Annotated in this window: 30 protein-coding genes and 1 pseudogene; 29 read left to right on the forward strand and 2 right to left on the reverse strand. The window is 43.8% G+C overall.

The annotated features are described in order from the left end of the window. Positions 1 to 88 precede the first annotated feature (88 nt). From fsa to spoIIR, 10 genes are all read left to right on the forward strand, one after another. The gene (gene fsa, locus V7201_RS13620; protein ID WP_335377287.1) at positions 89 to 733 is read left to right on the forward strand and encodes a fructose-6-phosphate aldolase; all 645 of its coding nucleotides are present in this window, start codon (positions 89 to 91) and stop codon (positions 731 to 733) included. A gap of 312 nt (positions 734 to 1045) precedes the next feature. Beyond that, on the forward strand, positions 1046 to 2332 hold the full coding sequence (locus tag V7201_RS13625) for a UDP-N-acetylglucosamine 1-carboxyvinyltransferase (RefSeq protein ID WP_335377288.1): 1287 nt from the start codon (positions 1046 to 1048) through the stop codon (positions 2330 to 2332). A gap of 262 nt (positions 2333 to 2594) precedes the next feature. Continuing rightward, on the forward strand, positions 2595 to 3557 hold the full coding sequence (gene glpX, locus V7201_RS13630; RefSeq protein WP_335377289.1) for a class II fructose-bisphosphatase: 963 nt from the start codon (positions 2595 to 2597) through the stop codon (positions 3555 to 3557). Between the two features lie 363 nt (positions 3558 to 3920). Continuing rightward, the gene (gene rho, locus V7201_RS13635; RefSeq protein ID WP_335377394.1) at positions 3921 to 5195 is read left to right on the forward strand and encodes a transcription termination factor Rho; all 1275 of its coding nucleotides are present in this window, start codon (positions 3921 to 3923) and stop codon (positions 5193 to 5195) included. A 232-nt stretch (positions 5196 to 5427) separates the two neighbouring features. Continuing rightward, positions 5428 to 5643, forward strand: coding sequence for a 50S ribosomal protein L31 (gene rpmE / locus V7201_RS13640; RefSeq protein ID WP_335377290.1), 216 nt, complete (start codon positions 5428 to 5430; stop codon positions 5641 to 5643). Positions 5644 to 5896: 253 nt separating this feature from the next. After that, on the forward strand, positions 5897 to 6517 hold the full coding sequence (locus tag V7201_RS13645; protein WP_335377291.1) for a thymidine kinase: 621 nt from the start codon (positions 5897 to 5899) through the stop codon (positions 6515 to 6517). Between the two features lie 170 nt (positions 6518 to 6687). After that, positions 6688 to 7137 (forward strand): hypothetical protein, encoded by a 450-nt coding sequence (locus tag V7201_RS13650; RefSeq protein ID WP_335377292.1) that lies wholly within the window; start codon positions 6688 to 6690, stop codon positions 7135 to 7137. A gap of 337 nt (positions 7138 to 7474) precedes the next feature. After that, positions 7475 to 8548: a peptide chain release factor 1 gene (gene prfA, locus V7201_RS13655; RefSeq protein WP_335377293.1), complete on the forward strand. Its 1074-nt coding sequence runs from the start codon at positions 7475 to 7477 to the stop codon at positions 8546 to 8548. Beyond that, positions 8541 to 9407, forward strand: coding sequence for a peptide chain release factor N(5)-glutamine methyltransferase (prmC, locus tag V7201_RS13660; protein ID WP_335377294.1), 867 nt, complete (start codon positions 8541 to 8543; stop codon positions 9405 to 9407). Before prfA ends, prmC begins: the two co-directional genes overlap by 8 nt. A gap of 110 nt (positions 9408 to 9517) precedes the next feature. Further along, the gene (gene spoIIR / locus V7201_RS13665; RefSeq protein WP_335377295.1) at positions 9518 to 10261 is read left to right on the forward strand and encodes a stage II sporulation protein R; all 744 of its coding nucleotides are present in this window, start codon (positions 9518 to 9520) and stop codon (positions 10259 to 10261) included. Between the two features lie 85 nt (positions 10262 to 10346). Here the strand turns inward: spoIIR and V7201_RS13670 are convergent, their stop codons facing one another. After that, positions 10347 to 10688 (reverse strand): cupin domain-containing protein, encoded by a 342-nt coding sequence (locus V7201_RS13670; protein WP_335377296.1) that lies wholly within the window; start codon positions 10686 to 10688, stop codon positions 10347 to 10349. A 62-nt stretch (positions 10689 to 10750) separates the two neighbouring features. Beyond that, a complete protein-coding gene (locus V7201_RS13675; protein WP_335377297.1) occupies positions 10751 to 11128 on the reverse strand; it encodes a globin in 378 nt (125 codons plus the stop codon). Positions 11129 to 11446: 318 nt separating this feature from the next. On the opposite strand from V7201_RS13675, the gene V7201_RS13680 reads away from it, so the two are divergent. From V7201_RS13680 to V7201_RS13765, 19 genes and pseudogenes are all read left to right on the forward strand, one after another. Then, the gene (locus V7201_RS13680; protein WP_335377298.1) at positions 11447 to 11845 is read left to right on the forward strand and encodes a KGG domain-containing protein; all 399 of its coding nucleotides are present in this window, start codon (positions 11447 to 11449) and stop codon (positions 11843 to 11845) included. Positions 11846 to 12114: 269 nt separating this feature from the next. Continuing rightward, the gene (locus V7201_RS13685; RefSeq protein WP_335377299.1) at positions 12115 to 12558 is read left to right on the forward strand and encodes a GNAT family N-acetyltransferase; all 444 of its coding nucleotides are present in this window, start codon (positions 12115 to 12117) and stop codon (positions 12556 to 12558) included. 177 nt (positions 12559 to 12735) lie between these two features. Next, on the forward strand, positions 12736 to 13779 hold the full coding sequence (locus V7201_RS13690; RefSeq protein WP_335377300.1) for an L-threonylcarbamoyladenylate synthase: 1044 nt from the start codon (positions 12736 to 12738) through the stop codon (positions 13777 to 13779). A gap of 159 nt (positions 13780 to 13938) precedes the next feature. Then, positions 13939 to 14493, forward strand: a complete 555-nt coding sequence (locus tag V7201_RS13695) for a manganese efflux pump MntP (RefSeq protein WP_335377301.1) — start codon at positions 13939 to 13941, stop codon at positions 14491 to 14493. 158 nt (positions 14494 to 14651) lie between these two features. After that, positions 14652 to 15089, forward strand: a complete 438-nt coding sequence (locus V7201_RS13700) for a low molecular weight protein arginine phosphatase (RefSeq protein WP_335377302.1) — start codon at positions 14652 to 14654, stop codon at positions 15087 to 15089. Positions 15090 to 15326: 237 nt separating this feature from the next. Further along, positions 15327 to 15488 (forward strand): annotated as a pseudogene (locus V7201_RS23225) (HAMP domain-containing protein); the annotation flags it as partial. 12 nt (positions 15489 to 15500) lie between these two features. After that, positions 15501 to 16427 carry a methyl-accepting chemotaxis protein gene (locus tag V7201_RS13705; RefSeq protein ID WP_438825052.1) on the forward strand — a complete coding sequence of 309 codons (927 nt, stop codon included), beginning with the start codon at positions 15501 to 15503 and terminating at the stop codon, positions 16425 to 16427. Positions 16428 to 16599: 172 nt separating this feature from the next. Continuing rightward, the gene (rpiB, locus tag V7201_RS13710; protein ID WP_335377304.1) at positions 16600 to 17049 is read left to right on the forward strand and encodes a ribose 5-phosphate isomerase B; all 450 of its coding nucleotides are present in this window, start codon (positions 16600 to 16602) and stop codon (positions 17047 to 17049) included. A gap of 74 nt (positions 17050 to 17123) precedes the next feature. Further along, positions 17124 to 17696 carry a TIGR01440 family protein gene (locus V7201_RS13715; RefSeq protein ID WP_335377305.1) on the forward strand — a complete coding sequence of 191 codons (573 nt, stop codon included), beginning with the start codon at positions 17124 to 17126 and terminating at the stop codon, positions 17694 to 17696. Between the two features lie 134 nt (positions 17697 to 17830). Then, a complete protein-coding gene (gene glyA, locus V7201_RS13720; protein WP_335377306.1) occupies positions 17831 to 19072 on the forward strand; it encodes a serine hydroxymethyltransferase in 1242 nt (413 codons plus the stop codon). A gap of 269 nt (positions 19073 to 19341) precedes the next feature. Then, positions 19342 to 19971: a uracil phosphoribosyltransferase gene (gene upp, locus V7201_RS13725; protein ID WP_335377307.1), complete on the forward strand. Its 630-nt coding sequence runs from the start codon at positions 19342 to 19344 to the stop codon at positions 19969 to 19971. Between the two features lie 33 nt (positions 19972 to 20004). Then, positions 20005 to 21126: a non-hydrolyzing UDP-N-acetylglucosamine 2-epimerase gene (gene wecB, locus V7201_RS13730; protein ID WP_423410823.1), complete on the forward strand. Its 1122-nt coding sequence runs from the start codon at positions 20005 to 20007 to the stop codon at positions 21124 to 21126. Positions 21127 to 21423: 297 nt separating this feature from the next. Next, positions 21424 to 23733, forward strand: a complete 2310-nt coding sequence (locus V7201_RS13735; RefSeq protein WP_438825053.1) for a S8 family serine peptidase — start codon at positions 21424 to 21426, stop codon at positions 23731 to 23733. Between the two features lie 259 nt (positions 23734 to 23992). After that, positions 23993 to 24214, forward strand: coding sequence for an AtpZ/AtpI family protein (locus V7201_RS13740; protein WP_335377310.1), 222 nt, complete (start codon positions 23993 to 23995; stop codon positions 24212 to 24214). A 6-nt stretch (positions 24215 to 24220) separates the two neighbouring features. Then, positions 24221 to 24595 (forward strand): ATP synthase subunit I, encoded by a 375-nt coding sequence (locus tag V7201_RS13745; protein WP_335377311.1) that lies wholly within the window; start codon positions 24221 to 24223, stop codon positions 24593 to 24595. Between the two features lie 23 nt (positions 24596 to 24618). Next, on the forward strand, positions 24619 to 25332 hold the full coding sequence (atpB, locus tag V7201_RS13750; protein ID WP_335377312.1) for a F0F1 ATP synthase subunit A: 714 nt from the start codon (positions 24619 to 24621) through the stop codon (positions 25330 to 25332). Positions 25333 to 25406: 74 nt separating this feature from the next. After that, complete coding sequence (gene atpE, locus V7201_RS13755; protein WP_026572680.1) at positions 25407 to 25619, forward strand: F0F1 ATP synthase subunit C; 213 nt, start codon at positions 25407 to 25409, stop codon at positions 25617 to 25619. Between the two features lie 176 nt (positions 25620 to 25795). Then, positions 25796 to 26326 carry a F0F1 ATP synthase subunit B gene (gene atpF / locus V7201_RS13760; protein ID WP_335377313.1) on the forward strand — a complete coding sequence of 177 codons (531 nt, stop codon included), beginning with the start codon at positions 25796 to 25798 and terminating at the stop codon, positions 26324 to 26326. Beyond that, on the forward strand, positions 26323 to 26856 hold the full coding sequence (locus tag V7201_RS13765; RefSeq protein WP_335377314.1) for a F0F1 ATP synthase subunit delta: 534 nt from the start codon (positions 26323 to 26325) through the stop codon (positions 26854 to 26856). Before atpF ends, V7201_RS13765 begins: the two co-directional genes overlap by 4 nt. Positions 26857 to 26876: the final 20 nt, after the last annotated feature.

Consider the following 26876-nt stretch of genomic DNA (forward strand, 5'->3'; position numbering starts at 1 on the left):
TCTGTTATAATTAAAACCGCCTTACTATAAGGCGGTTTTATTCCATTTTAATGTGATTGAAAATTTTGTCGACTGGAGGCGTTTACAAATGAAGTTTTTTATCGATACTGCCAATATGGAAGAAATTCGCGAGGCCTATGCACTGGGAATTCTATCAGGTGTAACCACGAATCCTTCCCTTGTAGCAAAGGAAAAGAATGTTACTTTTGAAGACCGCTTGAAGGAAATCACTGAGCTTGTGCCTGGTTCTGTAAGTGCAGAAGTAATCGCGCTTGATGCAGAAGGAATGATCAAAGAGGGCAAGGAGCTTGCAGCAATCGCTCCAAACATTACAGTTAAGGTCCCTATGACTTCAGAAGGCCTGAAGGCAGTTTCTGTTTTCTCAAAAGAGGGAATCAAAACAAACGTAACACTCGTTTTTAGTGCGAACCAAGCATTGCTTGCAGCAAGAGCAGGAGCTACATACGTTTCCCCATTCCTCGGAAGATTGGATGACATCGGCCACAATGGTCTTGACTTGATTTCAACGATCGCCGATATCTTCACAATCCACGGAATCGAAACGGAAATCATTGCCGCTTCCATCCGCCATCCACAGCACGTCACGGATGCAGCATTGCGAGGAGCGCACATCTCAACCGTTCCTTACAAAGTCATCCAGCAAATGTTCAATCACCCGCTAACAGACAAAGGAATCGAAGCCTTCTTAAAAGACTGGAATTCCCGAGGATAAGCCACCACTTTATCGCACTACCGCATCGGGGGTCAGACCCCCGATGGTTTAAAGCGTTAAAGGGTTTGATTCATGGTTTAGGAACTTTTACCCAATTTGAAGTTTTTTGCATTTTATTACATGATTTTGGGAATATCGTGTAAACTAGAGGAATAGAAAACTGCCGGAATCTGACTATATTTGTTGGAAAAATGTACCTCATAACTCCGGAGTAAATTTTAATTATAGACGAGCCTAAATCGGTCTTAGCTGACACATTGTTTGCTTCTCCAGCTTGACCTTGACATATCACGGCTTAGAAGGGAGTCAAAAATGGAAAAGCTTAAGATTGCAGGCGGTTATCCATTGAAAGGAACTGTTCGGATCAGCGGTGCCAAGAATAGTGCAGTAGCCTTGATCCCCGCGACGATTTTAGCAGAATCACCGGTTACCATTGAAGGTTTGCCGGATATTTCCGATGTTCATATGCTAAAAGATTTGATGGAGGAAATCGGCGGTTCAGTTGAGTTCGCGAACAATGAAATGACGGTTGACCCGTCTTCCATGATTTCCATGCCTTTGCCGAATGGAAAAGTGAAAAAGCTGCGAGCATCGTATTACCTGATGGGAGCAATGCTTGGTCGTTTCAAAAAGGCTGTCATTGGCCTTCCTGGCGGATGTCATTTGGGACCTAGGCCGATTGATCAGCATATAAAAGGTTTCGAAGCCCTTGGAGCAAGTGTCACGAATGAGCAGGGTGCCATTTACCTGCGAGCGGACGAGCTTCGTGGTGCAAGGATTTATTTAGATGTTGTCAGCGTAGGGGCAACAATCAATATCATGCTTGCAGCTGTACGTGCAAAGGGCCGTACCGTCATTGAAAATGCGGCGAAAGAGCCGGAAATTATTGATGTAGCGACATTGCTCACGAATATGGGAGCAAAGATCAAAGGTGCAGGTACAGATGTCATCCGTATCGATGGCGTAGACGAGCTGCATGGCTGCCGCCACACGATCATTCCTGACCGGATCGAGGCGGGCACATACCTGATTCTTGGTGCGGCTATCGGTGAAGGGGTGCTGATCGACAATGTCATTCCTCAGCACATTGAATCTCTCGTTGCGAAGCTGAAGGAAATGGGAGTTCAGATTGAGGCTAGTGATGAGCAAATTTTTGTTGGTCCAGCCGATAAATATAAACCAGTAGATATTAAGACCCTTGTTTATCCAGGTTTCCCCACCGATCTGCAACAGCCTTTTACTTCTTTGCTGACAAGAGCGGAGGGTTCGAGTGTTGTGACCGATACAATCTACGGTGCTCGCTTCAAGCATATCGATGAGCTTAGAAGAATGAACGCCAACATAAAAGTAGAGGGCAGATCGGCCATCATCAGTGGACCTGTTAAGCTTCAGGGAGCAAAGGTGAAAGCCAGCGACCTTCGCGCCGGCGCAGCCCTGGTCATTGCCGGTTTGATGGCTGAAGGTGTTACGGAAATCACTGGAGTCGACCATATCGACCGTGGCTATAGCCATATCGTAGAAAAGCTGAATGGCCTGGGTGCCACAATTTGGCGTGAAGATATGACGTCTGAAGAGCAAGAAGAGATAAAAAAATCATAAAAAGTATAGTACAATGGAGTTGTACAATACAAAAAGTAGTACTAATGCCTATCGAAAAGTGAAAAAGTATAGCATATTTGGCAGCTGTCGATCTCGCCACGTCCCGTGGTGAGATCGACGTCAGCTCTTCCGGTGCAAGTCCGGCAGGCTTAAGACGGGTCCTGATGAATTGACGGAGTCGTCTTTGTACCTGAGGACCCAGGTGCTGGAGCTAGACATTTTCAAGTGGGTATTAGCGCTTTTATGATTAGGGGAGGATCCGATGGAACGTAGCTTAACAATGGAGCTGGTCCGCGTAACCGAAGCAGCGGCGCTTGCTTCAGCCCGCTGGATGGGCCGTGGTAAAAAAGACGAGGCTGATGATGCTGCCACTTCAGCAATGAGAGATGTTTTTGATACGATTCCGATGAAAGGCACGGTCGTAATCGGAGAAGGGGAAATGGACGAAGCACCGATGCTGTATATCGGTGAAAAACTTGGGACAGGCTATGGCCCGCGTGTGGATGTAGCAGTTGATCCGCTGGAAGGAACGAATATTGTCGCATCAGGCGGCTGGAATGCACTGGCTGTATTAGCGGTAGCAGATAACGGCAACTTGCTGCACGCACCGGACATGTATATGGATAAGCTTGCGGTTGGACCCGAAGCAGTAGGAATGGTTGATATCAATGCTTCCGTTCTTGATAACCTGAAGGCAGTCGCAAAAGCGAAAAATAAAGACATTGAAGATGTCGTGGCAACTGTGTTAAATCGTCCTCGCCATGAGCATATCATTGCACAGTTACGCGAAGCAGGTGCAAGGATCAAGCTGATTAATGATGGCGATGTTGCCGGCGCGATTAATACGGCGTTTGATGCTACAGGCGTTGACATCCTTTTTGGTTCAGGCGGCGCACCTGAAGGCGTTATTGCTGCAGTAGCACTGAAAAGCCTCGGCGGAGAAATCCAGGGGAAATTGCTTCCTCAAAATGATGCAGAATTAGAACGCTGCAAAAAGATGGGCATCGATGTGAATAAAATTCTTCTCATGGAAGACTTTGTTCGCGGAGATGACGCAATTTTCGCAGCAACTGGCGTTACAGACGGTGAATTACTGAAGGGCGTTCAATTCAAAGGCTCTTACGGTTCAACACATTCCGTAGTAATGCGTGCAAAATCAGGTACGGTTCGTTTTATTGAAGGCCAGCACAGCCTGAAACATAAGCCGCATTTTGTGATGAAATAGTCATTTTTTGTCCATGATTGCAAACCCTTTCAATCTAGCTCCATTAATCTCACTCTATGATTAATGGAGCTAGTTTAAAAATATATTGATTATTTTTCCTGATTAAGGGTAAAATGAAAATTGTTTTTACTTCGAAAAACTGCTTGCATCCAGGCTCTTTTCGTAAAAAAACGGACAAAGTTCGAGGAAATAAACAATAACTTAACGTCAAGAGCACATCTTTATTCAAAAGAAAGTCTTCATTAATTCCTTCTTACATCCTTCAAGGGAAACTCATTTCTTCTTTTTCCATCCATATCTTTTAAAATCTAAATTCTTTTTATTTTTTATGGAGGAAAACGAAATATTTTAAGGCGTGGTGACATTATGGAAGTTAATATTTCAAGCTTAGAAAATATGAAATTAAAAGAGCTGTATGAACTTGCAAAGGAATATAAAGTTTCTTACTACAGCAAATTGTCAAAAAAAGAACTGATTTTTGCGATCCTAAAAGCACGTGCCGAGCAGCAGGGTTATTTCTTCATGGAAGGCGTTCTGGAGATCATCCAATCGGAAGGCTTCGGTTTCTTGCGTCCGATCAACTATTCGCCAAGCTCCGAGGATATTTATATTTCAGCTTCCCAGATCCGTCGCTTTGATTTAAGAAACGGCGATAAAGTATCCGGAAAAGTACGTCCTCCTAAGGAAAATGAACGCTATTTTGGCTTGCTTCAGGTAGAAGCAGTGAATGGCGATGACCCGGAATCTGCAAAGGAAAGGGTACACTTCCCTGGACTCACGCCTCTATATCCTGACCGCCAGATGAAACTCGAGACGACCCATAATAAGGTCTCTACAAGAATCATGGATGTCCTCGCGCCGGTCGGGTTCGGACAGCGCGGTTTGATCGTTGCCCCACCAAAGGCTGGTAAAACGATGCTGATAAAAGAAATTGCCAACAGCATCACAACGAACCATCCTGAAGCAGAACTGATTGTTCTGTTGATTGATGAGCGTCCTGAAGAGGTAACTGACATAGAGAGATCGGTAGCAGGCGATGTTGTCAGCTCGACTTTCGATGAGGTTCCTGAAAACCACATCAAGGTTGCAGAACTTGTCCTTGAAAGAGCGATGCGTCTCGTTGAACACAAGCGTGATGTTATCATCCTGATGGACAGCATCACACGCCTTGCGCGTGCGTATAACCTTGTCATCCCGCCAAGCGGGCGTACCCTTTCAGGTGGTATTGACCCGGCAGCGTTCCACCGTCCAAAGCGCTTTTTCGGTGCCGCGCGTAATATCGAAGAAGGCGGCAGCTTGACGATCCTTGCAACGGCGCTTGTCGATACAGGCTCACGCATGGACGATGTCATTTATGAAGAGTTCAAAGGAACAGGTAACATGGAGCTCCATCTTGACCGTTCACTTGCAGAAAGAAGGATCTTCCCGGCAATTGATATCCGCAGGTCTGGAACTCGTAAGGAAGAACTGCTTATTCCGAAGGATCACCTTGATAAGCTATGGGCAATCCGCAAGTCGATGTCAGATTCTCCTGACTTCGCGGAAAAATTCCTGCGTAAATTAAGACAGTCAAAATCGAATGAAGATTTCTTCGCTGTCCTTGGCGAGGAAATGAAGGGGAATACAAAGCGTCAGTAATGTAATTTTGGCTGTAATGAAGGACGTATCGAGTGTTAGCGCCTGGAACGAAAATCAACAGCCTAATTTTTATTACATCTCCCTTTTTATGGAAAGTAAAACAAACTTGAAAAAAATAAACGTACTTGTTATACTGAGTACAGTGTGTTTTTACAAAAACAGCAAGTACTATATTTGCTGTCATTTATAACTCTGTTTCGGATATGATTCAGGGCGGAAGGAGATGAAAAGAATGAAATCAGGAATTCATCCAAATTACAAGACAGTTAAGGTGACTTGCGCATGTGGAAACGAATTTGAAACTGGTTCTGTAAAGAACGAGATTCGCGTTGAAACTTGCTCTGAGTGCCATCCTTTCTATACTGGACGTCAAAAGTTTGCTGAAGCTGGCGGACGTGTTGACCGCTTCAACAAGAAGTACGGCCTTAAGAACGACCAACAACAGTAATATTCTAATTCAAAAAACAGGCAAGAAGCTTTGTGACTTGCCTGTTTTTTATTGTCTTAATTTAGATGTACTCGGGTACATAACAAATAGATTTTATAAAAATTTTAATTTAATGAACTTCTTTTTTCAGTCTGGATTTGGCACTTTTTTTTGTTATAATGGAAAAAGCTGAAAAAAGGTTAGCCTTTTAAATACATGAATATCTAAACGAATAAATGCAGAAATTGAACCAGCGAGGAAGGAGAGGCCGACCATGTACGTAATGAAACAAAGCGGTTGGATCGAATTGATTTGCGGCAGCATGTTTTCTGGGAAATCGGAAGAGTTGATCCGCCGTGTGCGCAGAACACAGTTTGCCAAGCAGAATATTGCCGTTTTTAAGCCGAAAATCGATAACCGCTACAGCGAAGAATCGGTGGTATCGCACAACGGGACTGCTGTTACAGCAATGCCTATAGCCAACTCTACAGATATTTTCCAGCATATCAACCCTGATATTGATGTGATTGCTATTGACGAAGTACAGTTCTTTGACAATGAAGTCGTTCAGGTTGTCCAGCATCTTGCGGACAGCGGATATCGAGTGATCGTTGCAGGCCTTGACCAGGATTTCCGCGGCGAGCCATTTGGCCAGATGCCAGCGTTAATGGCTGTTTCCGAAAATGTGACCAAGCTTCAGGCTGTATGTGCCGTTTGCGGTTCACCAGCAAGCCGTACACAGCGTCTGATCAACGACAAGCCAGCCTCTTATGATGATCCCATCATTCTCGTTGGGGCATCCGAAGCATATGAACCGCGCTGCAGGCACCATCATGAAGTGCCAAAATCGCCAAACGAGCTGAAAGTTGAAAAAATAACAGAAAGCTTATCATAATTTGTTATTTATAAGTCCGCCCTGGAGAGTTGGGTGGGCTTTTTTTGTGTTAATAGCCGTTAATGGCTGGAAACTTGATTCAATTTCTAATTCTCAAGCATCTTAATTTTCTACTTTCAAAGCATCTTCCTCCTTCTTTTGGGCAACATAACGATGGGAGGTGCCATAATATGAAAAAAATATTGATGATGCTTATTTTTGGAGTGGTAATCGTTTCGGGCTGCGGCCAGGATAACACAGAATCGACATACGACAAAAACCAGGATACCGCTGGACAAGACCTCACAACGAATGATAATGGCGTTCGGGGCGGAGATGGGCCGAATTTTACAAAAGATCAAGACAATGACATGACAATGGGCGACCAAAATCCGAACCTGCCAAATACCGATAATCAGAACCGCCATAATTTTTCCCAGGATGTCCAAAAAGCAAAAGAAGTGATTTCTGCTCAAGGCTTTGAGCCTGGGTCTATTTGGATCAATGGTGGAACCATGAATGTGACAGCCCACCCTGATAATCGGCTATCCAAAAAGGAACTGGCGAGTGCTGAAAACTCGCTTCAAAAGAACCTGACGAAAGCCTTGCCGCGTTATGAAATCAATGTGGATATTGAGTAAAATTGGCTTAAGCATGCTCCATTCAGGGCATGCTTTTTACATATACATAAGATCGATATCTTTAAAATAATGGTGCTTAATATGCAAGTATGTACAGGTTAAATCACTTCATAAAAGTCCATATCCAGCAGAATGGCTTTGACTGAGGTTTTCACCTATACTATAATTAGAATGTTATGAGCTCTTTTCGTAACTTGGTGGTTTCTAATTTTTGATCTGGTGCTAAAGAAAAGAGCATTTACGAAAGAAAATAATATAAAAAGCGACAATAGGTGCGAAATAAGCTTAATGAAGTCGATAGATCCTAATCAGGATATTAAAATAGAGGTGAATGACCGTGTTTGATCGTCTACAAGCAGTTGAGGATCGTTATGAAAGATTAAATGAGCTATTAAGTGACCCGGAAATCGTCAATGATTCCAAGAAACTACGCGAGTTTTCAAAGGAACAGTCTGATATCCAGGAAACTGTCATGGCTTACCGTGAATATAAAGAAGTTAAAGAACAATTGACTGACGCTAAAGCAATGCTAGAGGAAAAGCTTGATGCTGAAATGCGTGACATGGTAAAGGAAGAAATCTCTGAGCTTGAACCGCGTATTGAAGAGCTTGAGGCCCGCATTAAACTCCTTCTTATTCCTAAGGACCCTAATGATGACAAGAACGTTATCATGGAAATCCGCGGTGCTGCCGGCGGTGACGAGGCTGCTCTATTTGCAGGTGACCTTTACAGGATGTACAGCCGTTTTGCTGAAACGCAAGGCTGGAAAACAGAAGTTATCGATGCCAGCACAACTGGGGTTGGCGGCTTCAAGGAAATCATCTTCATGATTAATGGAAATGGCGCTTATTCAAAATTGAAGTTCGAAAATGGTGCGCACCGAGTTCAGCGTGTTCCGGAAACGGAATCTGGCGGCCGAATCCATACTTCCACAGCTACGGTGGCATGCCTTCCGGAAGCTGAAGAAGTTGAAATTGAACTGCATGATAAAGATATCCGTTTCGATGCGTTCGCATCCAGCGGTGCAGGCGGACAGTCTGTTAACACGACGATGTCAGCTGTTCGTTTGACACATATTCCAACAGGAATCGTTGTATCATGTCAGGATGAAAAATCACAGCATAAAAACAAAGACAAGGCGATGAAGGTTCTTCGTGCCCGTGTCTATGACAAGTTCCAGCAGGAAGCACAGGCTGAATACGACCAGGTTCGTAAATCAGCAGTTGGTACAGGAGACCGTTCTGAGCGTATCCGTACTTACAACTTCCCGCAAAACCGTGTTACCGATCACCGCATAGGCTTGACGATCCAAAAGCTTGACCAGATCCTTCAAGGGAAGCTTGATGAAATTATCGAAGCATTGATCATGGAAGATCAGTCTCAAAGGCTTGAGAGTGCAAACAATGAGTAATCACAGCGTTAAAATATTTGAAGCCCTCAATTGGGCTTCTTCTTTTTTAAAAGAACACAAACGGGAAGAGCATGCAGGAGAACTTTTGCTGCGCCATTTTTCAGGAATCAGCCGTACCTCGATGCTGGCCATGCTACGGGAAGAACTTGATGTACAAGTATGGTCCGTTTTTCAGGAGGCTGTTAAACAACATGCAGAAGGTGAACCAATTCAGTATATCATCGGTTCAGAAGAGTTTTACGGCCGACGCTTTGTAGTCAATGAGCATGTCCTCATTCCGCGTCCGGAAACAGAAGAGCTTGTATATGGGACTTTGAAGCGTCTTGAAAAGCTATTTCCAGAGGGTCTTGTTGAACTCGTTGATGTCGGGACAGGCAGCGGAGCGATTTCGGTTACCTTGAAGCTTGAAAAACCATTCCTTAAGGTGACGGCCATCGATCTCTCAGAAGATGCATTAGGAGTGGCGCGGAAAAATGCAGCTGCATTAGGTGCGGAAATTGATTTTATCCACGGAGACCTGCTTCAGCCGCTTCTTTTACAAGGTGAAAAAGTGGATGCTGTCATTTCAAATCCTCCTTACATTCCGATTGCTGATCAGGAATGGATGTCCGACATTGTAACGGAGCACGAGCCCCATATGGCGCTGTTTGCCGGTGAAGATGGATTGGATCTTTATCGCAGATTTATGGACGAGCTGCCCCTTGTTTTAAAAGAAAGGGCGCTGGTCGGATTCGAAATTGGCGCAGGGCAGGGTGAAGCAGTCGCCGCTCTTTTAAAAAATACATTTCCACACTCGAACGTTGAAATCGTTTTTGATATCAATGGCAAGGACCGGATGGTGTTTGCTGAAATGTTATAGAACAAGATTCCCGTCTTTGAATAAAAAAGACGGGAATTTTTTTCAAAATTACTAGTTTAAGAATCTATCAATCTGTCCACACTGTGACTAGTGAAGGGGCGGTGCGAAAGATGATAATAAAAAAATCAGCAGCAATCTTATACATTCTCTTATTATGTGCAGGAACAATTATAAGTTTATATAGTCCGAAAAATGAAGTGACAGCGCAGGAAGCAATGGTCATTCCGAACGAGGCGATCAGGCTGAGGATTCTTGCTGACAGCGACTCAGACAAGGACCAGGCAATCAAAAGGCTTGTAAGAGATGAGGTCAATAAAGAGATTACAAAGTGGGTTAAGGACTTAACATCTTTGAATGATGCAAGGAATGTGATCAAGTCGAAGCTGCCTGAAATCCAGGCGATTGCTGTAAATGTAGTGAAATCAGAAGGGTCAACACAGTCTGTAAAAACTGAATTTGATAAAGTCCAGTTCCCAACAAAGCTTTACGGTCAGTTCCTCTATCCAGCAGGAGAGTATGAAGCAATCCTGATTACCCTTGGAGAAGGTGAAGGAGCAAACTGGTGGTGCGTCCTATATCCGCCGCTATGCTTTCTTGATTTTTCAAACGGAGAAGCAACAAGTGAAGGATTCGATGGGAAAGATAAAAAAGGTGATGTTAAGCTAGACAGCGAAGAAGAGAAGTCACAAGCTGAGGATAATAAGAAGTCTAAGAAGGAAGCAAAAGCTGAAGGTGGAAAGAAGATTGATAAGGTAGAAAAAGAAGACATGAAGCCAGTTTACGAAGATGGCGAGGAAGAAGAAGTAGAAGTGACATTCTTCCTGGTCGAGATTTGGAACAGGATTTTTGGATAAAATGGTTCACCCTGCTGCTGCGGGGTGGATTTTTTATTTTTAAGAAATAAAAACGCCTGGAGAATCATATCCCCAGACGTTCACTTTAGATATTTTGCGCAAATCGCTTATCAGGAATTTTGTTCAGCATGACATAGAGAGTGACTGGCTCAGATCCGGTATTTTTGTAGGAGAGCTCTTCGGATCCTGTAACATGGACCGTGTCGTTGGTGGCTGCTTTCATTTCGGACCCGTCAAGGGTGAATGTTCCTTCTCCCTGCATTGTTAAAATAAATACTTCCGTGCCGGGATGCGTGTGTTTCGGCAGTTCTTGGCCTGGCATAAAATTCAACAGGAAAACGGTGCTTTCACCTTTTTTGAATACGATTCTTTTTGTAAATCGTTCCTCGCTGAATTCCTGGTAATCTGTTAATGATAGTTTTTCCATCGTTAATCCCTCCGGTTTGGATGTGTATGGAGAATTTTTTGATTCCATTGGGCCGTATCACATTACTGACTGTTGACCATAATCGGTGCGATATGGCCTAAGCGTTCAAACAGAGCCTTGCCGCCGTCCGTTTCAATCAAACCTGTTTCGGTCAGTGTTTCGTGCATGAGCATTAACCACGCCTGAGCGCGAACAGGGGTGATTTCAAATGGCATATGCCTTGCTCTCATATTTGGCGGTCCAAATTCCTCGCTGTATAATGCGCCGCCGCCAGTCAATTGAGTTAGGAACATCCACTGCTTTCTTTTAATTTCATTGATATCCCCTTCAAACAAAGGACTTAGCAAATCGTTTTCGTACACTTTTGGATAAAACGTGTCAACGATTTTGCGGATTGATTCCTCTCCGCCTATCTGATCATAAATTGTTTTGATTTCCATACCGTACCTCCAATCAACCCTTCATTGAATTATGAGAAGGGTTTACATTTATGTAAGCTTATTATAACCAATCACTCATTATGGAAGAGTGACCTAAATCACTCACTTATGAATTTTTCACTATGGGAAGCTAGGTAACTATATCCATCTTCTAGAAGAAATAGATGGAAGATGAGGAAAAAACCCTGAGTAAATTCCCAAAAATATTACATCTCGTAAACAAGCTCATTACATTCCTTTGTCAGTGGTTTTAGAGGAGGCTTAAGCGGATATTCAAGGAGTGTAACAACAAAACAGATTTCAAGGAGGATGAGTAAAATGGCTAGAAACAATAACAACAATGATAATGGTAAAATGTCACGTGAAGAACGAGGACGCATGGGCGGCGAAGCGACAAGCCAGAACCATGGCAGCGACTTCTATCAGGAAATCGGCCGTAAAGGTGGAGAAGCAACTTCCAATAATCACGATAAAGACTTCTATCAGGAAATTGGCCGCAAAGGCGGCGAGGCTACTGCTGAAAGCCATGACAGCGACTTCTACCAGGAAATCGGCCGCAAAGGCGGAGAAGCAACATCTGAAAATCACGACAAGGACTTCTACCAGGAGATTGGCCGCAAGGGTGGCGAAGCAACTTCTGAAAATCATGGAGAAGACTTCTACAAAGAAATTGGCGAAAAAGGCGGAAACTCCCGTTCACGTAACAACAACGATTAATCATCCGGTTTAAAAAGACCACAATTTGATGAAGACTTAATAATAAAACCAAGACTAAAACCAAGACCTCAAAGGCATGGCAGCTTTCATTCAAAATGATGGCTGCCATGTTTTTTTATAAGTTAAATTTTCCGCGTAAATGACCAATTTTCTCAAGACTATACAATGCGTTTGCGCTTTTAAAATCATCCTATCATCTTTAAAAGGTTCTACTTTTTTCAAATCTCTCATAATCATTAACTAGAATCTTAATTTTTGAGGTGAAGGAAATGACATGGCAAATCAGAAGTGCAAATAAAGAGGATCTCCCTAGATTGGAAGCATTTTTAACAGAAGCAGGTGTAAGTGCGGAAGGATTGAATGAGTCTATAGAAAATTTTTCGCTGATGGAGAATATGGAGGGGGAACTGAAGGCGTGTCTAGGAGTAGAGCCGGTTGAAAGGGCAGGCTTGCTTCGGTCATTTGTCGTTTCTCCGAAAATCGCTCAGCCTGATTTGATGCTTCTTTTTAAGAGAGCGTTCCTTACAGCAAAAAAACAGGAACTTGAAGCCCTTTATCTTGTAACAAATAAAATGAGTGCGGTTTCTTTCTTTGGCAGCTTAGGTTTTGAAATGGTCAATAAATCAGAGCTGCCGGAAGCCCTTTTGGAAAAAAGTCATTTAAAACAGGCCTTAACTGTGGATAACTCAGCAATTATGAAAATTATTCTGTAAATTGTGGATATATCCACAAAGTTATCCACTGAATCCTTAATTTTATACACAATTTGTGGATAAAAACTTGTGTTCGTCTTCTTCTTCTTTTATACTTTCATAGAAATATGGTTAACTAGTAAGGATTAATGGACTAGTATAAGGGAAAGAAGACCCAGAAGCAAAAGGTGGATGTACATGGAAACAAAGAAGTGGACAGTGGATAAGAATGTGGATAATTTAAAAACATATCCACAAATCATAGAAGCAGCACAAAAACTTAGGTTAAATGAAGTTGTCGCTTTTCCGACTGAAACGGTTTACGGTTTAGGCGGCAATGCCAAAAGTGATGATGCAGTACTAAAAATATTTGAAGCAAAAGGAAGGCCTGGGGATAACCCGCTGATTATTCATATATCCGACAGGGAACAAGTTCATTCCTTTATAAAGGCTGTACCTGAAAAAGCGAAGTCGTTGATGGATGCCTTTTGGCCAGGACCGCTGACTATCATTTTAGAACAGAAATCGGGAGCGCTGTCTGAAAAAGCGACAGCAGGTCTTCAGACGGTAGCGGTCAGAATGCCTGACCATCCAGTTGCTCTTGCATTGATAGAAGCATCAGGTTTGCCTCTGGCTGCTCCGAGCGCAAACTTATCAGGGAAGCCAAGTCCTACAACAGCTGCCCATGTTTCGGATGATCTAACTGGAAGGATAGCAGGAATCGTAGATGGCGGCGCTACAGGGGTAGGAGTCGAGTCAACGGTCGTCGACTGTACGGCAGAGATTCCGGTCATTTTAAGGCCAGGCGGTGTGACAAGGGAACAATTGGAGGAAGTAATCGGTAAGGTAAGTGTCGATCCTGCGCTAAAGGATGCGGATCAGGCTCCGAAAGCTCCAGGCATGAAATATCGCCACTATGCGCCGAACGCTCCTTTTTACCTTGTAAATGGAACAAGCGCACAAATCCAGCAGTTCGTTCAGGAGAAACGGAACGAAGGCTTGAAGGTTGGAGTTATGACGACTCTAGAAAACAAAGATTTCTATGATGCGAATGTAGTCCTTGCCTGCGGTGAACGAAGCAAGCTGGAAACAGTAGCGGGCGCACTGTATGATACGTTGCGTGCTTTTAACCGCGAAGATCTTGATATCATTTATGGTGAAGTCTTTCCAGAGCATGGCGTTGGCCAGGCGGTCATGAACAGGCTTTCCAAAGCATCAGGATTGCCGATTATAGATAAATAGAATATACATGTGAGGCGCTCTGTCTATACGGAGCGTCTTTTTTATTTTTACCGCAGTGCCCTTTGCAAAGGAGTAACCGAATTCTAATTCCATAAACCATGCTTCTAAAACCATTTGGACGTGCATATGCTGAATTAGCAAGTCCGAGGGGGCGAAAACATGGCAGCAATAGCTGGAGAATTATTCACACTGATATTAATGGCATTTGCATTGGGAATGGATGCTTTTTCGGTAGGTCTCGGAATGGGCATGTTCAGACTCACAAAAAGGCATATCTTTAAAATTGGCGTCACCATCGGATTTTTCCATGTGTGGATGCCGTTGCTGGGAATGGTTGCGGGCAGGTTTTTATCCGATCAGTTCGGGGCGATTGCTGGTTACATCGGCGGTTTTCTGTTGATTTTGCTAGGAGTGCAGATGATTTGGTCAAGCTTTAAAGAGGATGAGGTAAGTTTAATCTCTCCGGTGGGGAAAGGCCTATTTATTTTTGCCTTAAGCGTCAGCCTTGATAGCTTCTCTGTCGGACTTACGCTTGGCATTTATGGCGCAAGAACAGCGCTGGTGCTTGTGTGCTTTGGTGTAGCGGCAATGGTACTGACATGGGCGGGCTTGCTGGTTGGGCGGAAAGTGCAGGGCTGGCTTGGTACATATAGTGTAGCGCTTGGCGGCAGCATCTTGCTGGCGTTTGGAATCAAATTGCTTTTGCCAATTTAAAGTAACCTTTTTGCACCTGGTGAGCGGGTGCCTTTTTTTATGGTGAAATGGAATTGTTGATAAAACCTCAATTACACGTTATCCACAAAATGAAATCTGTGAATAATTATCATATAATGAAGAAAAGTTGTTAACAGTACATCACAGGAGGGAAAAGCATGGCGCACGTCTTATTTGTCTGTACCGGAAATACATGCCGAAGCCCGATGGCGGAAGCGATATTAAAAAGCAAGCAGCTTCCAGGGGTAGAGGTGAAATCCGCGGGAGTATATGCTGCTAATGATGCTGAGGCATCTGTGAATGCGAAAGTAGTGCTGCAGGAAAATAACATCAGTCATGATCATCGTTCCACCACCTTAACATGGGATGAGATTGAATGGGCGACCTTGATTTTAACGATGACACAAAGCCATAAGACGATGATTCTGAGCCAATATCCGGATGCCTGGGATAAAACTTTTACCTTGAAGGAATTTGCCGAAGACGATCTAAATCCTGATGTAGCAGACCCTTTTGGCGGGAATGAACAAATTTATCGCGAAGCTTTTCTAGAAATTAAAGAAAGTATAGAAAAAATCGTAAAAAAACTCCGATAATAACCTTGAAGGCTATTTCATTACATATCAGGGGGATTATCAGTGGCGGCTAAAAAGAGCTATAAATTTGGGTTGAGGAAGAAAATGGTCTGGCTGACAACAGTCTTGGCGATCATTACTTATTCAACGAGTGCATTCTTTATCTATTTTCTATATCCTTATATTCAAAAATTCACGGAGATTAATTCAATAGCTTATACGGCAACTGTACTTGGGATGGGGATCTTTTGGTCAGGTATGCTGGCTTATGTGGCTGCTGGATTTATTATTAAGCCGCTTCAAAAGCTGGAGCAATCAGCGATGAAGGCTGCAGCTGGCGAAATCAGTGTTGATGCTGAACTGTCAAAATCGGATGACGAAATCCGTTCACTTGGACTGGCTTTCAATAATATGCTCGCGAATCTCCGTGAGATGGTCAGCCAGATTGATACGAATTTTAAAGAAACGAATGAAAAGGTCATCGTCATTTCTGGACAGTCAGCAGCAGCGTCTGAACAGGCTTCGCTCATCTCGACGACGATTAAGGAGATTGCAGCCGGTGCTGACTCGTCTGCTTTATCAACACAAACGACCGCAGAATCGGTAGATCAAGTCATTAGGATCGCAGAAGAAGTTCAGGAGAAAGCAAGGGCGTCCGAAACGATTTCAATCGAGATGGTAAAAGACCTGCAGGAATCCAAGAACGCGATTCATTCCTTGATTTCCGGAATCGAAAGGCTTGCCAACGATAACCGTGAATCGCTTGGAACAGTGAAAAGATTGGAAGAGAACGCGGTGAAGGTTGAGCAGATCATCCAGCTTGTCGGTGACATTGCTGCCCAGACAAATTTGCTGGCCTTGAATGCATCGATTGAAGCGGCGAGGGCAGGCGAACATGGAAAAGGATTTGCTGTGGTTGCCGAGGAAGTCAGGAAGCTCGCCGATCAAAGTGCGGATGCGGTTCAGGGCATTTCTGAATTGATCCAGAACATCCAGTCTGAAGTCCAGAACGTAGTTGGCCAGATTAGCAGACAGGTTGAAACGGCCAATGGCGAAGCGAAAAAAGGGGAAAGAACCAATCTCGTCATTGACGAAATGACAGGGACGATCAATGAGATGGCCGAAGTCATCCATACGATTACTGGATTAGTCGAAACTCAAATGGAGACAATCCAGCATACTTCAACACAGTCACAGGAAATGGCCGCGATTGCGGAGGAAACGTCAGCCGGCGCTTTAAGCGTCGCATCTGCAGCCGAACAGCAGGCGGAAGTAATCGAGAATGTCGAGCAGCTTGCAGTCGAATTGAAAAACCAGGCAGATAAATTAAAAGGGACGATTACGAAGTTTGTATTGTAGATTAAGCCACAATTTATATAATTTGCCGCAGCCTTAGTGCTGCGGCTTTTCTTTTTTAAAATTGCAAGATGGAGCAAACTGACCCGATTTCTTTATAAAATTGCATTAATATGAGAAAATAACGGTAGAATTTATTGCCCCGCAAGCAGGGAAACAATAGGAGGATTTTACAATGAAAGTTGCAATTGCTTCAGACCATGGCGGAGTGAATATCCGTGAAGAAATTAAGGGCTTGATGGACGAAATGAATATTCAATATGAAGATTTCGGCTGTGAATGTGGTACATCCGTAGACTATCCTGACTATGCGCTTCCTGTTGCTGAAAAGGTGGCAAATGGAGAATTTGATAAGGGAATTTTAATCTGCGGGACAGGAATCGGCATGAGCATTGCCGCGAACAAGGTAAAAGGGATTCGCTGTGCCTTGGTGCACGATGTTTTCAGCGCGAAAGCAACACGCCAGCATAATGACAGTAACATCCTTGCGATGGGTGAACGTGTCATCGGGGCAGGACTTGCCCGGGAAATAGCGTCAGTATGGCTAACTACCGAATTCGAGGGCGGACGCCATGAAAACCGCGTTGGAAAAATTAAAGACTATGAAAACGAGAACGGGAAATAAACTCATTAGGAGTTGAAATCATAAGTGGCTGGCATGGGTTTTCCGCCCGTGCCCAGTAAAATGCAAAGGGGGCGATGACACTGGCGATCGAACAATGGGAAACAGAACTGAAATCAATCCTCACTGATTTTAATGAACAGGCTCAACTTAAGAAGGGGCAAGTGCTGATAGTAGGCTGTAGCACAAGCGAGATTATCGGGCAAAAAATTGGCACAGCGGGTACGGAAGAGGTCGCGGAAATGGTCTTCAGGCAGCTTCGCGATTTTCAGTCCGAGACAGGAGTGCAGCTTGCGTTCCAATGTTGTGAGCACTTGAACCGCGCAATCGTAGTCGAGCGCGAAACGGCTGAACAAAAACAGCTGGACGAAGTAACGGTGATTCCGGTCAGGACTGCTGGTGGGGCGATGGCTTCCTTTGCCTTTCAGAAAATGGGGGATGCCGTGGTTGTTGAATTCATAAAGGGTGATGCCGGGATCGATATTGGTGACACGCTGATTGGAATGCAGCTGAAGCATGTGGCGGTTCCAGTGCGCGTTCCGCAAAAAAGCATTGGCCATGCCCATGTCACTTTGGCCAAAACAAGACCGAAGCTTATTGGCGGAGCACGGGCAGTGTACGAGCGGACAAAGGAAAATGAATCTTGCTAAATTGGATAGGGATGTGGCTCTATTTTTACGAATAAAAAAGAGTCATCCTTTCCTTTCATTATAATATCAGCTAAAATAAGAATGAATTTTCAAATAACGAATCAATACATACAGTAAATAAAGGGGGAGCTAAAGTGAAGCACTTGTCACAGCAGGATAGCCAGGTATACGCATCGATTCAGGATGAGCTGAAGAGGCAGCGTACAAAAATCGAATTGATCGCATCAGAAAACTTTGTCAGTGAGGCAGTTATGGAAGCACAGGGTTCTGTGCTGACTAATAAATATGCAGAAGGATATCCAGGCCGCCGCTATTATGGCGGATGTGAACACGTCGATGTTACTGAGAATATTGCCCGTGATCGCGCAAAGGAAATTTTCGGTGCTGAGCATGTGAACGTCCAGCCGCATTCAGGCGCACAGGCGAATATGGCTGTTTACTTCACTGTCCTTGAACAGGGCGACACAGTCCTTGGCATGAACTTATCGCATGGCGGACATCTTACGCACGGCAGTCCGGTTAACTTCAGTGGAATCCAGTACAACTTCGTTGAATATGGTGTGGATGAGAAAACACATTTAATCAATTACGATGATGTTCTTGAAAAAGCGCGCGAGCATAAGCCGAAGATGATTGTGGCAGGTGCGAGTGCTTACCCTAGAGCGATTGACTTCAAGCGTTTCCGTGAAATTGCTGATGAAGTCGGAGCTTATTTAATGGTTGATATGGCTCACATTGCCGGGTTGGTTGCAGCGGGTCTTCACCAGAATCCAGTTCCTTATGCTGATTTTGTGACGACTACAACTCATAAAACGCTTCGCGGACCGCGCGGCGGCATGATTCTTTGTAAAGAAGAGTTCGCAAAGAAGATCGATAAATCGATTTTCCCTGGAATCCAGGGCGGGCCGCTTATGCATGTAATCGCTGCGAAGGCTGTTGCTTTTGGTGAAGCATTGCAGGAAGATTTCAAAGTATACGCGCAAAATATCATTTCGAATGCAAACCGCTTAGCTGAAGGTTTGAAGAAGGAAGGAATCAGTCTTGTTTCTGACGGCACAGATAACCATCTTCTGCTTGTAGACCTTCGTTCACTTGGATTGACAGGTAAAGTAGCTGAGAAGGTGCTTGATGAGGTCGGAATCACGGTTAATAAAAACACGATTCCTTTCGATCCAGAAAGCCCATTCGTTACAAGCGGTATTCGTATCGGCACAGCAGCAGTAACAAGCCGCGGCTTCGGACATGAAGAAATGGATGAAATTGCATCATTGATTGCCTTCACATTAAAAAATCACGAAGACGAAGCAAAACTAGAAGAAGCAAAAACACGCGTCGAACAACTAACAAGCAAATTCGAACTTTACCCAGAACGATAACATTCCGAGCTTTAACACATTAACGCGCCGGGGGTCTGACCCCCGGCGCGGTGATGCGTTAAAGTGTCCACATTGTTTAAGGCAGCCTTTGTGAATGAGGGCTGCTTTTTTGCGGTAAAATGACTATGATTACTAAAATAATACATTAGGCGGCAATGGTTGCTTACGGGAATGTTTTTCTGTAAAATTAGACGAAGTGTGATTCAGCAGATCTTACATATAACAGACAGGTGTTCACAACTCATTTACCCTGAAAAGGAGAGATACACATGGCAAAGGTATACGTATTTGACCATCCATTGATCCAGCATAAACTTACTTATATTCGCGATAAGAGCACAGGCACGAAGGAATTCCGCGAGCTTGTGGATGAAGTCGCAACGCTTATGGCGTTCGAAATCACTCGTGACATGCCGCTTGAAGAAATTGAAATTGAAACACCAGTCAACAAGACGAAATCGAAAGTTCTTTCTGGTAAAAAGCTTGGAATCATCCCAATCTTACGTGCTGGAATTGGCATGGTTGACGGTATCCTGAAATTGATCCCGGCTGCAAAGGTTGGTCATATTGGTCTTTACCGTGATCCGCAAACATTGATGCCGGTTGAATACTATGTCAAGCTTCCTTCTGATGTCGAGGAGCGCGATTTTATCGTCGTTGACCCAATGCTAGCTACAGGCGGTTCTGCGATTGAAGCGATCAACTCTCTTAAAAAGCGTGGCGCGAAGCACATCAAGTTTATGTGTTTGATTGCGGCTCCTGAAGGGGTAGATGCAGTGAAAGAAGCACATCCAGATGTAGACATCTATATTGCTGCACTAGATGAAAAGCTAAATGACCACGGATATATTGTTCCAGGACTGGGCGACGCAGGCGACCGTTTATTTGGAACTAAATAAGGAGTGTTTGATTTGAATCAGCCGATTAAAGTCATGACGATATTTGGGACTCGCCCTGAAGCGATCAAGATGGCGCCGCTTGTCCTTGAATTGCAGAAGCACCCGGAGCATTTTGAATCGATCGTAACAGTTACTGCCCAGCACCGCCAAATGCTGGACCAGGTTCTTGATATTTTCAATATCAAGCCGGACCATGACCTGAACATCATGAAGGATCGCCAGACACTGATTGATGTAACAACAAGAGGTCTTGAAGGCTTAGATAAAGTAATGAAAGAAGTTAAGCCTGATATCGTCCTTGTGCATGGCGATACGACAACGACATTTGTTGCCAGCCTTGCTGCGTACTACAATCAAATTGTTGTCGGCCATGTTGAAGCAGGTTTGAGAACGTGGAATAAGTACTCTCCGTTCCCTGAAGAAATGAACCGCCAGCTGACAGGCGTTATGGCAGATCTTCATTTTGCGCCTACAACAAAATCTGCAGCTAATCTTCTGCAGGAAAACAAGCAAGAAGAAAACATCTTTATTACCGGAAATACAGCGATCGATGCGCTGAAAACAACGGTTAAAGAAACGTATCAGCATGAAGTGCTTGATAAGCTAGGCAATGACCGCTTGATCTTAATGACTGCCCACCGCCGTGAAAACCTTGGTGAGCCGATGCGCAATATGTTCCGTGCAATCAAGAGGATTGTTGATGAGCAGCCTGATGTACAGGTTGTCTATCCTGTTCACTTGAATCCGGTTGTCCGCGAGCTTGCTGATGAAGTGCTTGGAAATGACCCTCGCATCCATCTGATTGAACCGCTGGATGTTATCGATTTCCATAACTTCGCATCCCGCGCACACTTGATCCTTACTGACTCAGGCGGAGTGCAAGAGGAAGCACCTTCTCTAGGTGTTCCGGTTCTTGTATTGCGTGATACGACTGAGCGTCCTGAAGGGATCGAGGCAGGTACACTAAAGCTTGCTGGAAACGAAGAGCAGCCAATCTATGACATGGCTACCGAACTTCTGACAGACAGCGCAGCTTATGAAAAAATGGCAAAGGCCTCTAATCCATATGGTGACGGCCGTGCATCAGAACGTATTTGCGAAGCAATCCGTTACTATTTCAAACAAACTGACAAGCGTCCTGGTCAGTATCAATAAGAAAATCGATGATGAGCACCTCTTTTATAAGAGGTGCTTTTTTAATGTGTATAGCTAACTTAGAATCCTGCTAGAACACGTAATAATATAGGTTATCCGTCTTTTTAAGGCTTGATATAACCATTCGAATGAAAGCAGGATAATTTCGCGAGGTAATCCTACATGACAGTAAAATAGAAGCAGAATTCATCTCCACCTGCATACAAAACCTCCCTAAAACAAAATCTATTAAAAAAAGGGAGGGCAAACAGCTTGAAAAAGTGGAGTATTCTATTCGTTTTACTGGCCATCGTCCTAATGGCTGGCTTCAAACCAGTTAAGCTTGTGCATCCGCCAATTCCAGCAGAAAATCCTTCCACGGAAAAAGTAGCGATTGTCCTGACAAAGCATCCATTGACTGAAAAAGAAATCAGCGGTCAGCTGCATAAGTTCAAAAATATAAAGCTTCGCCGCATTTTTAAGCATGCGATTAGCGGATATTCAGTGCAAGGTCCTATTTCAGAGCTAAAATTGCTAGAAGGTGGGAATGAAATACAGCTAGTATCTGAAGTAAGCACCTATCAGGTTGAGAATGCTCCGTATTTGTCGATTGGTTTCCAGAAAAGCACCTCGATATCAGATATCAAAAAAATAGAGATAAACCCAAATCATCATCCAGAACCGTACCGTTCAAGTGAAAGTTTTACAAATAATTTTGAATTGATTGGTTCAGAAGCTGTCCGCGGCATTTTGGATAAGAATGGGGAGCGGCTGACGGGCAGGGGTGTAACAATAGGCGTGATTGATACTGGGATCGATTATGATCATCCCGACCTTAGAAGGAATTATGCCGGGGGTCATGACCTGGTAGATGGTGATGAGGATCCGATGGAAACGAAAGGCGTTGGGATGAAAAGCACACTGCACGGTACCCATGTAGCTGGGATTATCGCAGCGAATGGAAGAATGAGAGGGATGGCACCGGAAGCTAAAATTATTGCCTATAGAGCGCTGGGACCTGGAGGGAGCGGTACAACTGAACAAGTCATCGCTGCAATCGACAAGGCGATTGCAGATAAGGTAGACATTCTCAATCTTTCTCTTGGCAATGATGTGAATGGCCCCGACCTGCCCATCAGCCTTGCGCTCAATAAAGCTGTAGATAGCGGGATTACAGCAGTTACTTCTTCTGGAAACTCAGGCCCGAACCGATGGACGGTAGGATCACCTGGAACAGCTTCCAAAGCCATAAGTGTTGGAGCCTCAACACCGCCTATGAAAGTTCCGTATGCTACGGGGTCTGTTTCAGCTGAGAAAATTCGGCTTGAGCCTTTGCAGGGGTCGGAACAATGGAATAACACTCAAAGTGAGAAACTCGTATTTGCTGGCATTGGCAGAAAAAATGAGATGAAAGATGTGAAAGACAAGCTAGTGATCGTTGAACGGGGCCAGCTTACTTTTACAGAAAAAGCGAAGAATGCCCTCAACGCAGGAGCTGCCGGAGTCATTATTTACAACAATTCAAAAGGAACGTTCTTTGGGAACCTTGAGGAAAGTCTGCCAATCCCAGTAGCAGCAATCAGCAAACAAGAAGGAGAATCCCTGAAAAAACAGCTTGCAAAAGGCCAGGCTCTACTGAGGATAGAATTAATAGAAGAAAGAGATATTCTTGCAGACTTCAGCTCGCGGGGACCGGTTACGTCCACTTGGGAAATCAAGCCGGATATTGTTGCTCCCGGAGTAGCCATAAACAGTACCATTCCAGGGGGGTATTTATCCCTGCAGGGCACAAGCATGGCGGCACCGCATGTCGCGGGTGCAGCTGCTTTGATCAAACAGGCGCACCCGGAATGGGGACCATACGAAATCAAGGCGGCAATCATGAACACGGCCAAGCAGATTGTGAATCGGGATGGGAAAATATATCGAACATATGAACAAGGAGCCGGCCGTATCCAGACAGAAGCGGCGATCAAAACCGAAACCCTCGTCAAGCCGGGATCGCTGCAATTCGGAAAGTTCCAGCTGGCAGATGATATGCACCGGCACAGTGCAAGGCTTGAAGTCAAGAATACAAGCACTTACCAGAAGCACTATTCTTTTTCGATGCCGAAATTGGAAACGGGGATTGAGTGGGAGATGCCTTTTTCCTTTTCCGTTGAGCCAAATGAAACGAAGATAGTCGAAATCGCCATGATTGCCAGTCCGGAGTTGCTAAAACAGAAAATTCATGACGGCAGCCTTATTCTTGATGATGGAAAAAATAAAATCAGAATTCCTTATTTGTATGTCCTTGAGGAACCGGATTATCCAAGAGTCATGGGTTTTGACTTCGCACCTGCTGACAATGCTGGTGCCTATAGATATGAAGTCTATTTGCCTGGAGGAGCTGAAGAGTTCGGTATCGCGCTTTTTGATCCGGATCAGTATCGCTTCATAGGGTTCCTTGATTGGGGAAGGAAAATCAAAAAAGGGATGAGGGAAAAAGAAATTCGTTTTGAAGACCTTCCGGAAGAAGGAGTATACTTGGCCAAGGTTTTTGCTAAAAAGGCAGGACAGGAAAGCACGATTGAAACCGTTATCTCAGTCAAGAAGAATCAAAATGAAAACAAAGCCGGAAGGAATTAAAATCCTTGCCGGCTTTATTTTGGAAAACTATTCGAATTGCTATTTTTAGATAGGGTAAAGGGTATAAAATGCACGTGAAAACTTTGTGAATTTTTTCACTCCAATGGATTGACTTTGATTGGAGCCTATTGTATGCTTATCTAGGTGTAAATGATAGGGTTTTCAAAAATATTTCGACAATATTTTTAAATGTTTTGCTAGAATAAATCCTTACATAGACATTCGGACTGTTCAATCCCTAAAACGAGGATGTGATTGAATGCGTCAAAATAAGCGTAATCCATTGCAAGCAATGGCTCTAACGTCCGCGATCCTTTCTCAATTAGTCGGATCTATACTGATTGGCATTTTCTCAGGAAGATGGCTCGATCACAAAGTAGGAACCGAACCACTTTTTCTCATTCTCGGTCTGCTCATGGGATTGGCTGCTGGCGTGTACGCCATGCTCCGTTTGATCCAACACTTTTTTTCAGGAGACTAATCTTTAATGTCAGAAATAAACCAAATGTTTCATCGGCAACGTCGGTATATGTACGTACTTTTAGCTGTTTATGTTCTTGGCTGGGGATTTACCTCCTACAAATCAATCTTTGCAGGACTAGCTCTTGGAACTGCATTCAGTTTCATGATCTTATTGCTTTTGGCAAGAAGAGCGCAAAGCTTTGATAAGGCTGTGTCTCAAGGGAAAAAGGTCCGTTCGCTCGGCTCTGTCTCTCGATTGGCTACAGCCGCAATCGCAGCAATGATTGCATTGGAATATGAAGATCAATTTCATATGGCAAGTGTGGTAGTGGGACTAATGACAACCTATGTTGTTATTATCATAGATTATTTTATTCAAAGTTTTCTACAACATAAATAGCGGGGGAAGAGAGGTGAATACTGTTGCATCATGAAGCTCCATTAGTTCATTTTTTGGGACTTACTTTTAACTTAGCTAATGTCTTAATGATTACAATAGCAAGTGTTATTGTTTTTCTGATTGCTGTTCTTTCTACACGTCGTATTGCAATGAAGCCTACTGGAATGCAGAACTTCTTTGAATGGGTTATGGATTTCGTCAAGGGCATCATCAACAGCACGATGGATTGGAAGGATGGTGGAAGATTCCACATACTTGGACTGACTCTGTTAATGTACATTTTCGTGTCCAATATGCTTGGTCTGCCATTTGCAATCGTGATTGACGAAACATTATGGTGGAAATCACCAACTGCGGACCCAATCATTACTTTAACTTTAGCCGTAATGGTGGTTGCACTTTCCCATTATTATGGAATCAGGTTAAAGGGCGGAAGAGAATATGCAAAGGGCTTTTTCAGTCCGATGAAATTCTTGTTCCCACTTAAGATTATTGAAGAGTTTGCAAACACGCTAACACTTGGTTTGCGTCTCTACGGTAACATTTATGCTGGTGAATTACTACTATCTTTACTTGCAGGCGGTTTGGCTGCATCCGGGATTGTTGGTACTATCGCAGCGATTCCATTAACACTGGTTTGGCAAGGATTCTCCATCTTTGTTGGTACGATCCAAGCCTATATTTTCACCATGTTAACAATGGTTTATCTGTCCCATAAAGTGGGTCACGACCATTAAAATAACTCTGTTCATATGAACAACAATTTTTTTCAAAAAAATTTTTCTATACAATTTAAGGAGGAAACAAAATAATGAATCTTATCGCAGCAGCAATCGCAATCGGTCTAGCAGCAGTAGGCGCTGGTATCGGTAACGGACTTATCGTAGGTCGTACAGTTGAAGGTATCGCTCGTCAGCCAGAAGCACGTGGTTTACTTCAAACTACAATGTTCATCGGGGTTGCGTTAGTAGAAGCATTGCCAATCATCGGTGTAGTTATTGCATTCATGGTTTTAGGCCGTTAATCTTACGTAAATTATTCAAATGGCGAAGACGATTCTATTTGATGCTTCGCCATTCTTATGTACCCATAATGATTGAAAAATAATCAAATCGATCTATTTCATCCTTTTATATTGAAGCAAAGGTTCCTTTCGCTCAATCAAAAAAGGGAAAGACTCTTGAAGGGAGTGAATCGAGGGTGTTAACAAGCCAATTTGTACTCGGTGCTGCTGAAACAGCACACGAAGGTATTAACGGTGGAGACATCGTATTCCAGCTAATTATGTTTCTTATTTTGCTAGCATTGCTTAAAAAGTACGCTTGGGGTCCGTTAATGGGCATCATGAAACAGCGTGAAGAGCATATCGCAGGCGAAATTAATGCTGCTGAACAAGCTCGTCAAGAAACAAGCAAGCTTCTAGCAGAACAACGTGAACTATTAAAGCAATCTCGTAATGAGGCTCAAGAATTGATTGAGAACGCGAAAAAGCAAGGCGATATTCAACGCGAAGAAATCATCGTGGCTGCTCGTGCTGAGTCAGAACGCATTAAAGAATCTGCGAAGCGTGAAATCGAACAGCAAAAAGAACAAGCTGTTGCTGCTATTCGTGAACAAGTTGCAAGCCTATCTGTTTTAATTGCTTCTAAGGTGATTGAAAAGGAACTTACTGCAGCTGATCAAGAAAAGCTGATCAATGAATATATTCAAGAGGCAGGAGAAGGCCGATGAACTCCATGGTAGCAAAGCGCTATGCGTTGGCTCTTTTCCAGTTATCGAAGGAGAATAACCTTCTGGCACAAGTGGAACAAGAACTTCGTGTAGTGAAGGAAGTTTTAGTTAATTCCAGTGATTTAAATGCAGTTTTACAGTCTCCTAAAGTCTCAGCTGCGAAGAAAAAAGAGATCATCAAAGACTCTTTTTCACAGGTGAATCCTTTCGTATTGAATACTTTAATGATTCTGATTGATCGTCATCGCCAGGACCAAATGGTCGAAGTGGTCGATCAATTCGTTGAACTGTCAAATGAAGAGCATGGCATTGCTGATGCGAAAGTGTACAGCATTCGCCCATTAACAGAAGACGAAAGTGATGCATTATCAGCAAGCTTTGCAGCTAAGGTTGGTAAAAAATCGCTTCGCATTCAAAACATTGTAGATCCTGAATTGCTAGGCGGATTGAAAATCCGTATTGGGAATCGCATATATGACGGCAGCTTGCGCGGCAAGTTAAACCGCTTAGAACGTAAATTGCTAGGCTAAGATTCGTAGATAGGGGGTAA

Origin of the sequence: Bacillus sp. JJ1122, from assembly GCF_036964885.1 — a bacterium.
Lineage (GTDB): Bacteria > Bacillota > Bacilli > Bacillales > Cytobacillaceae > Mesobacillus.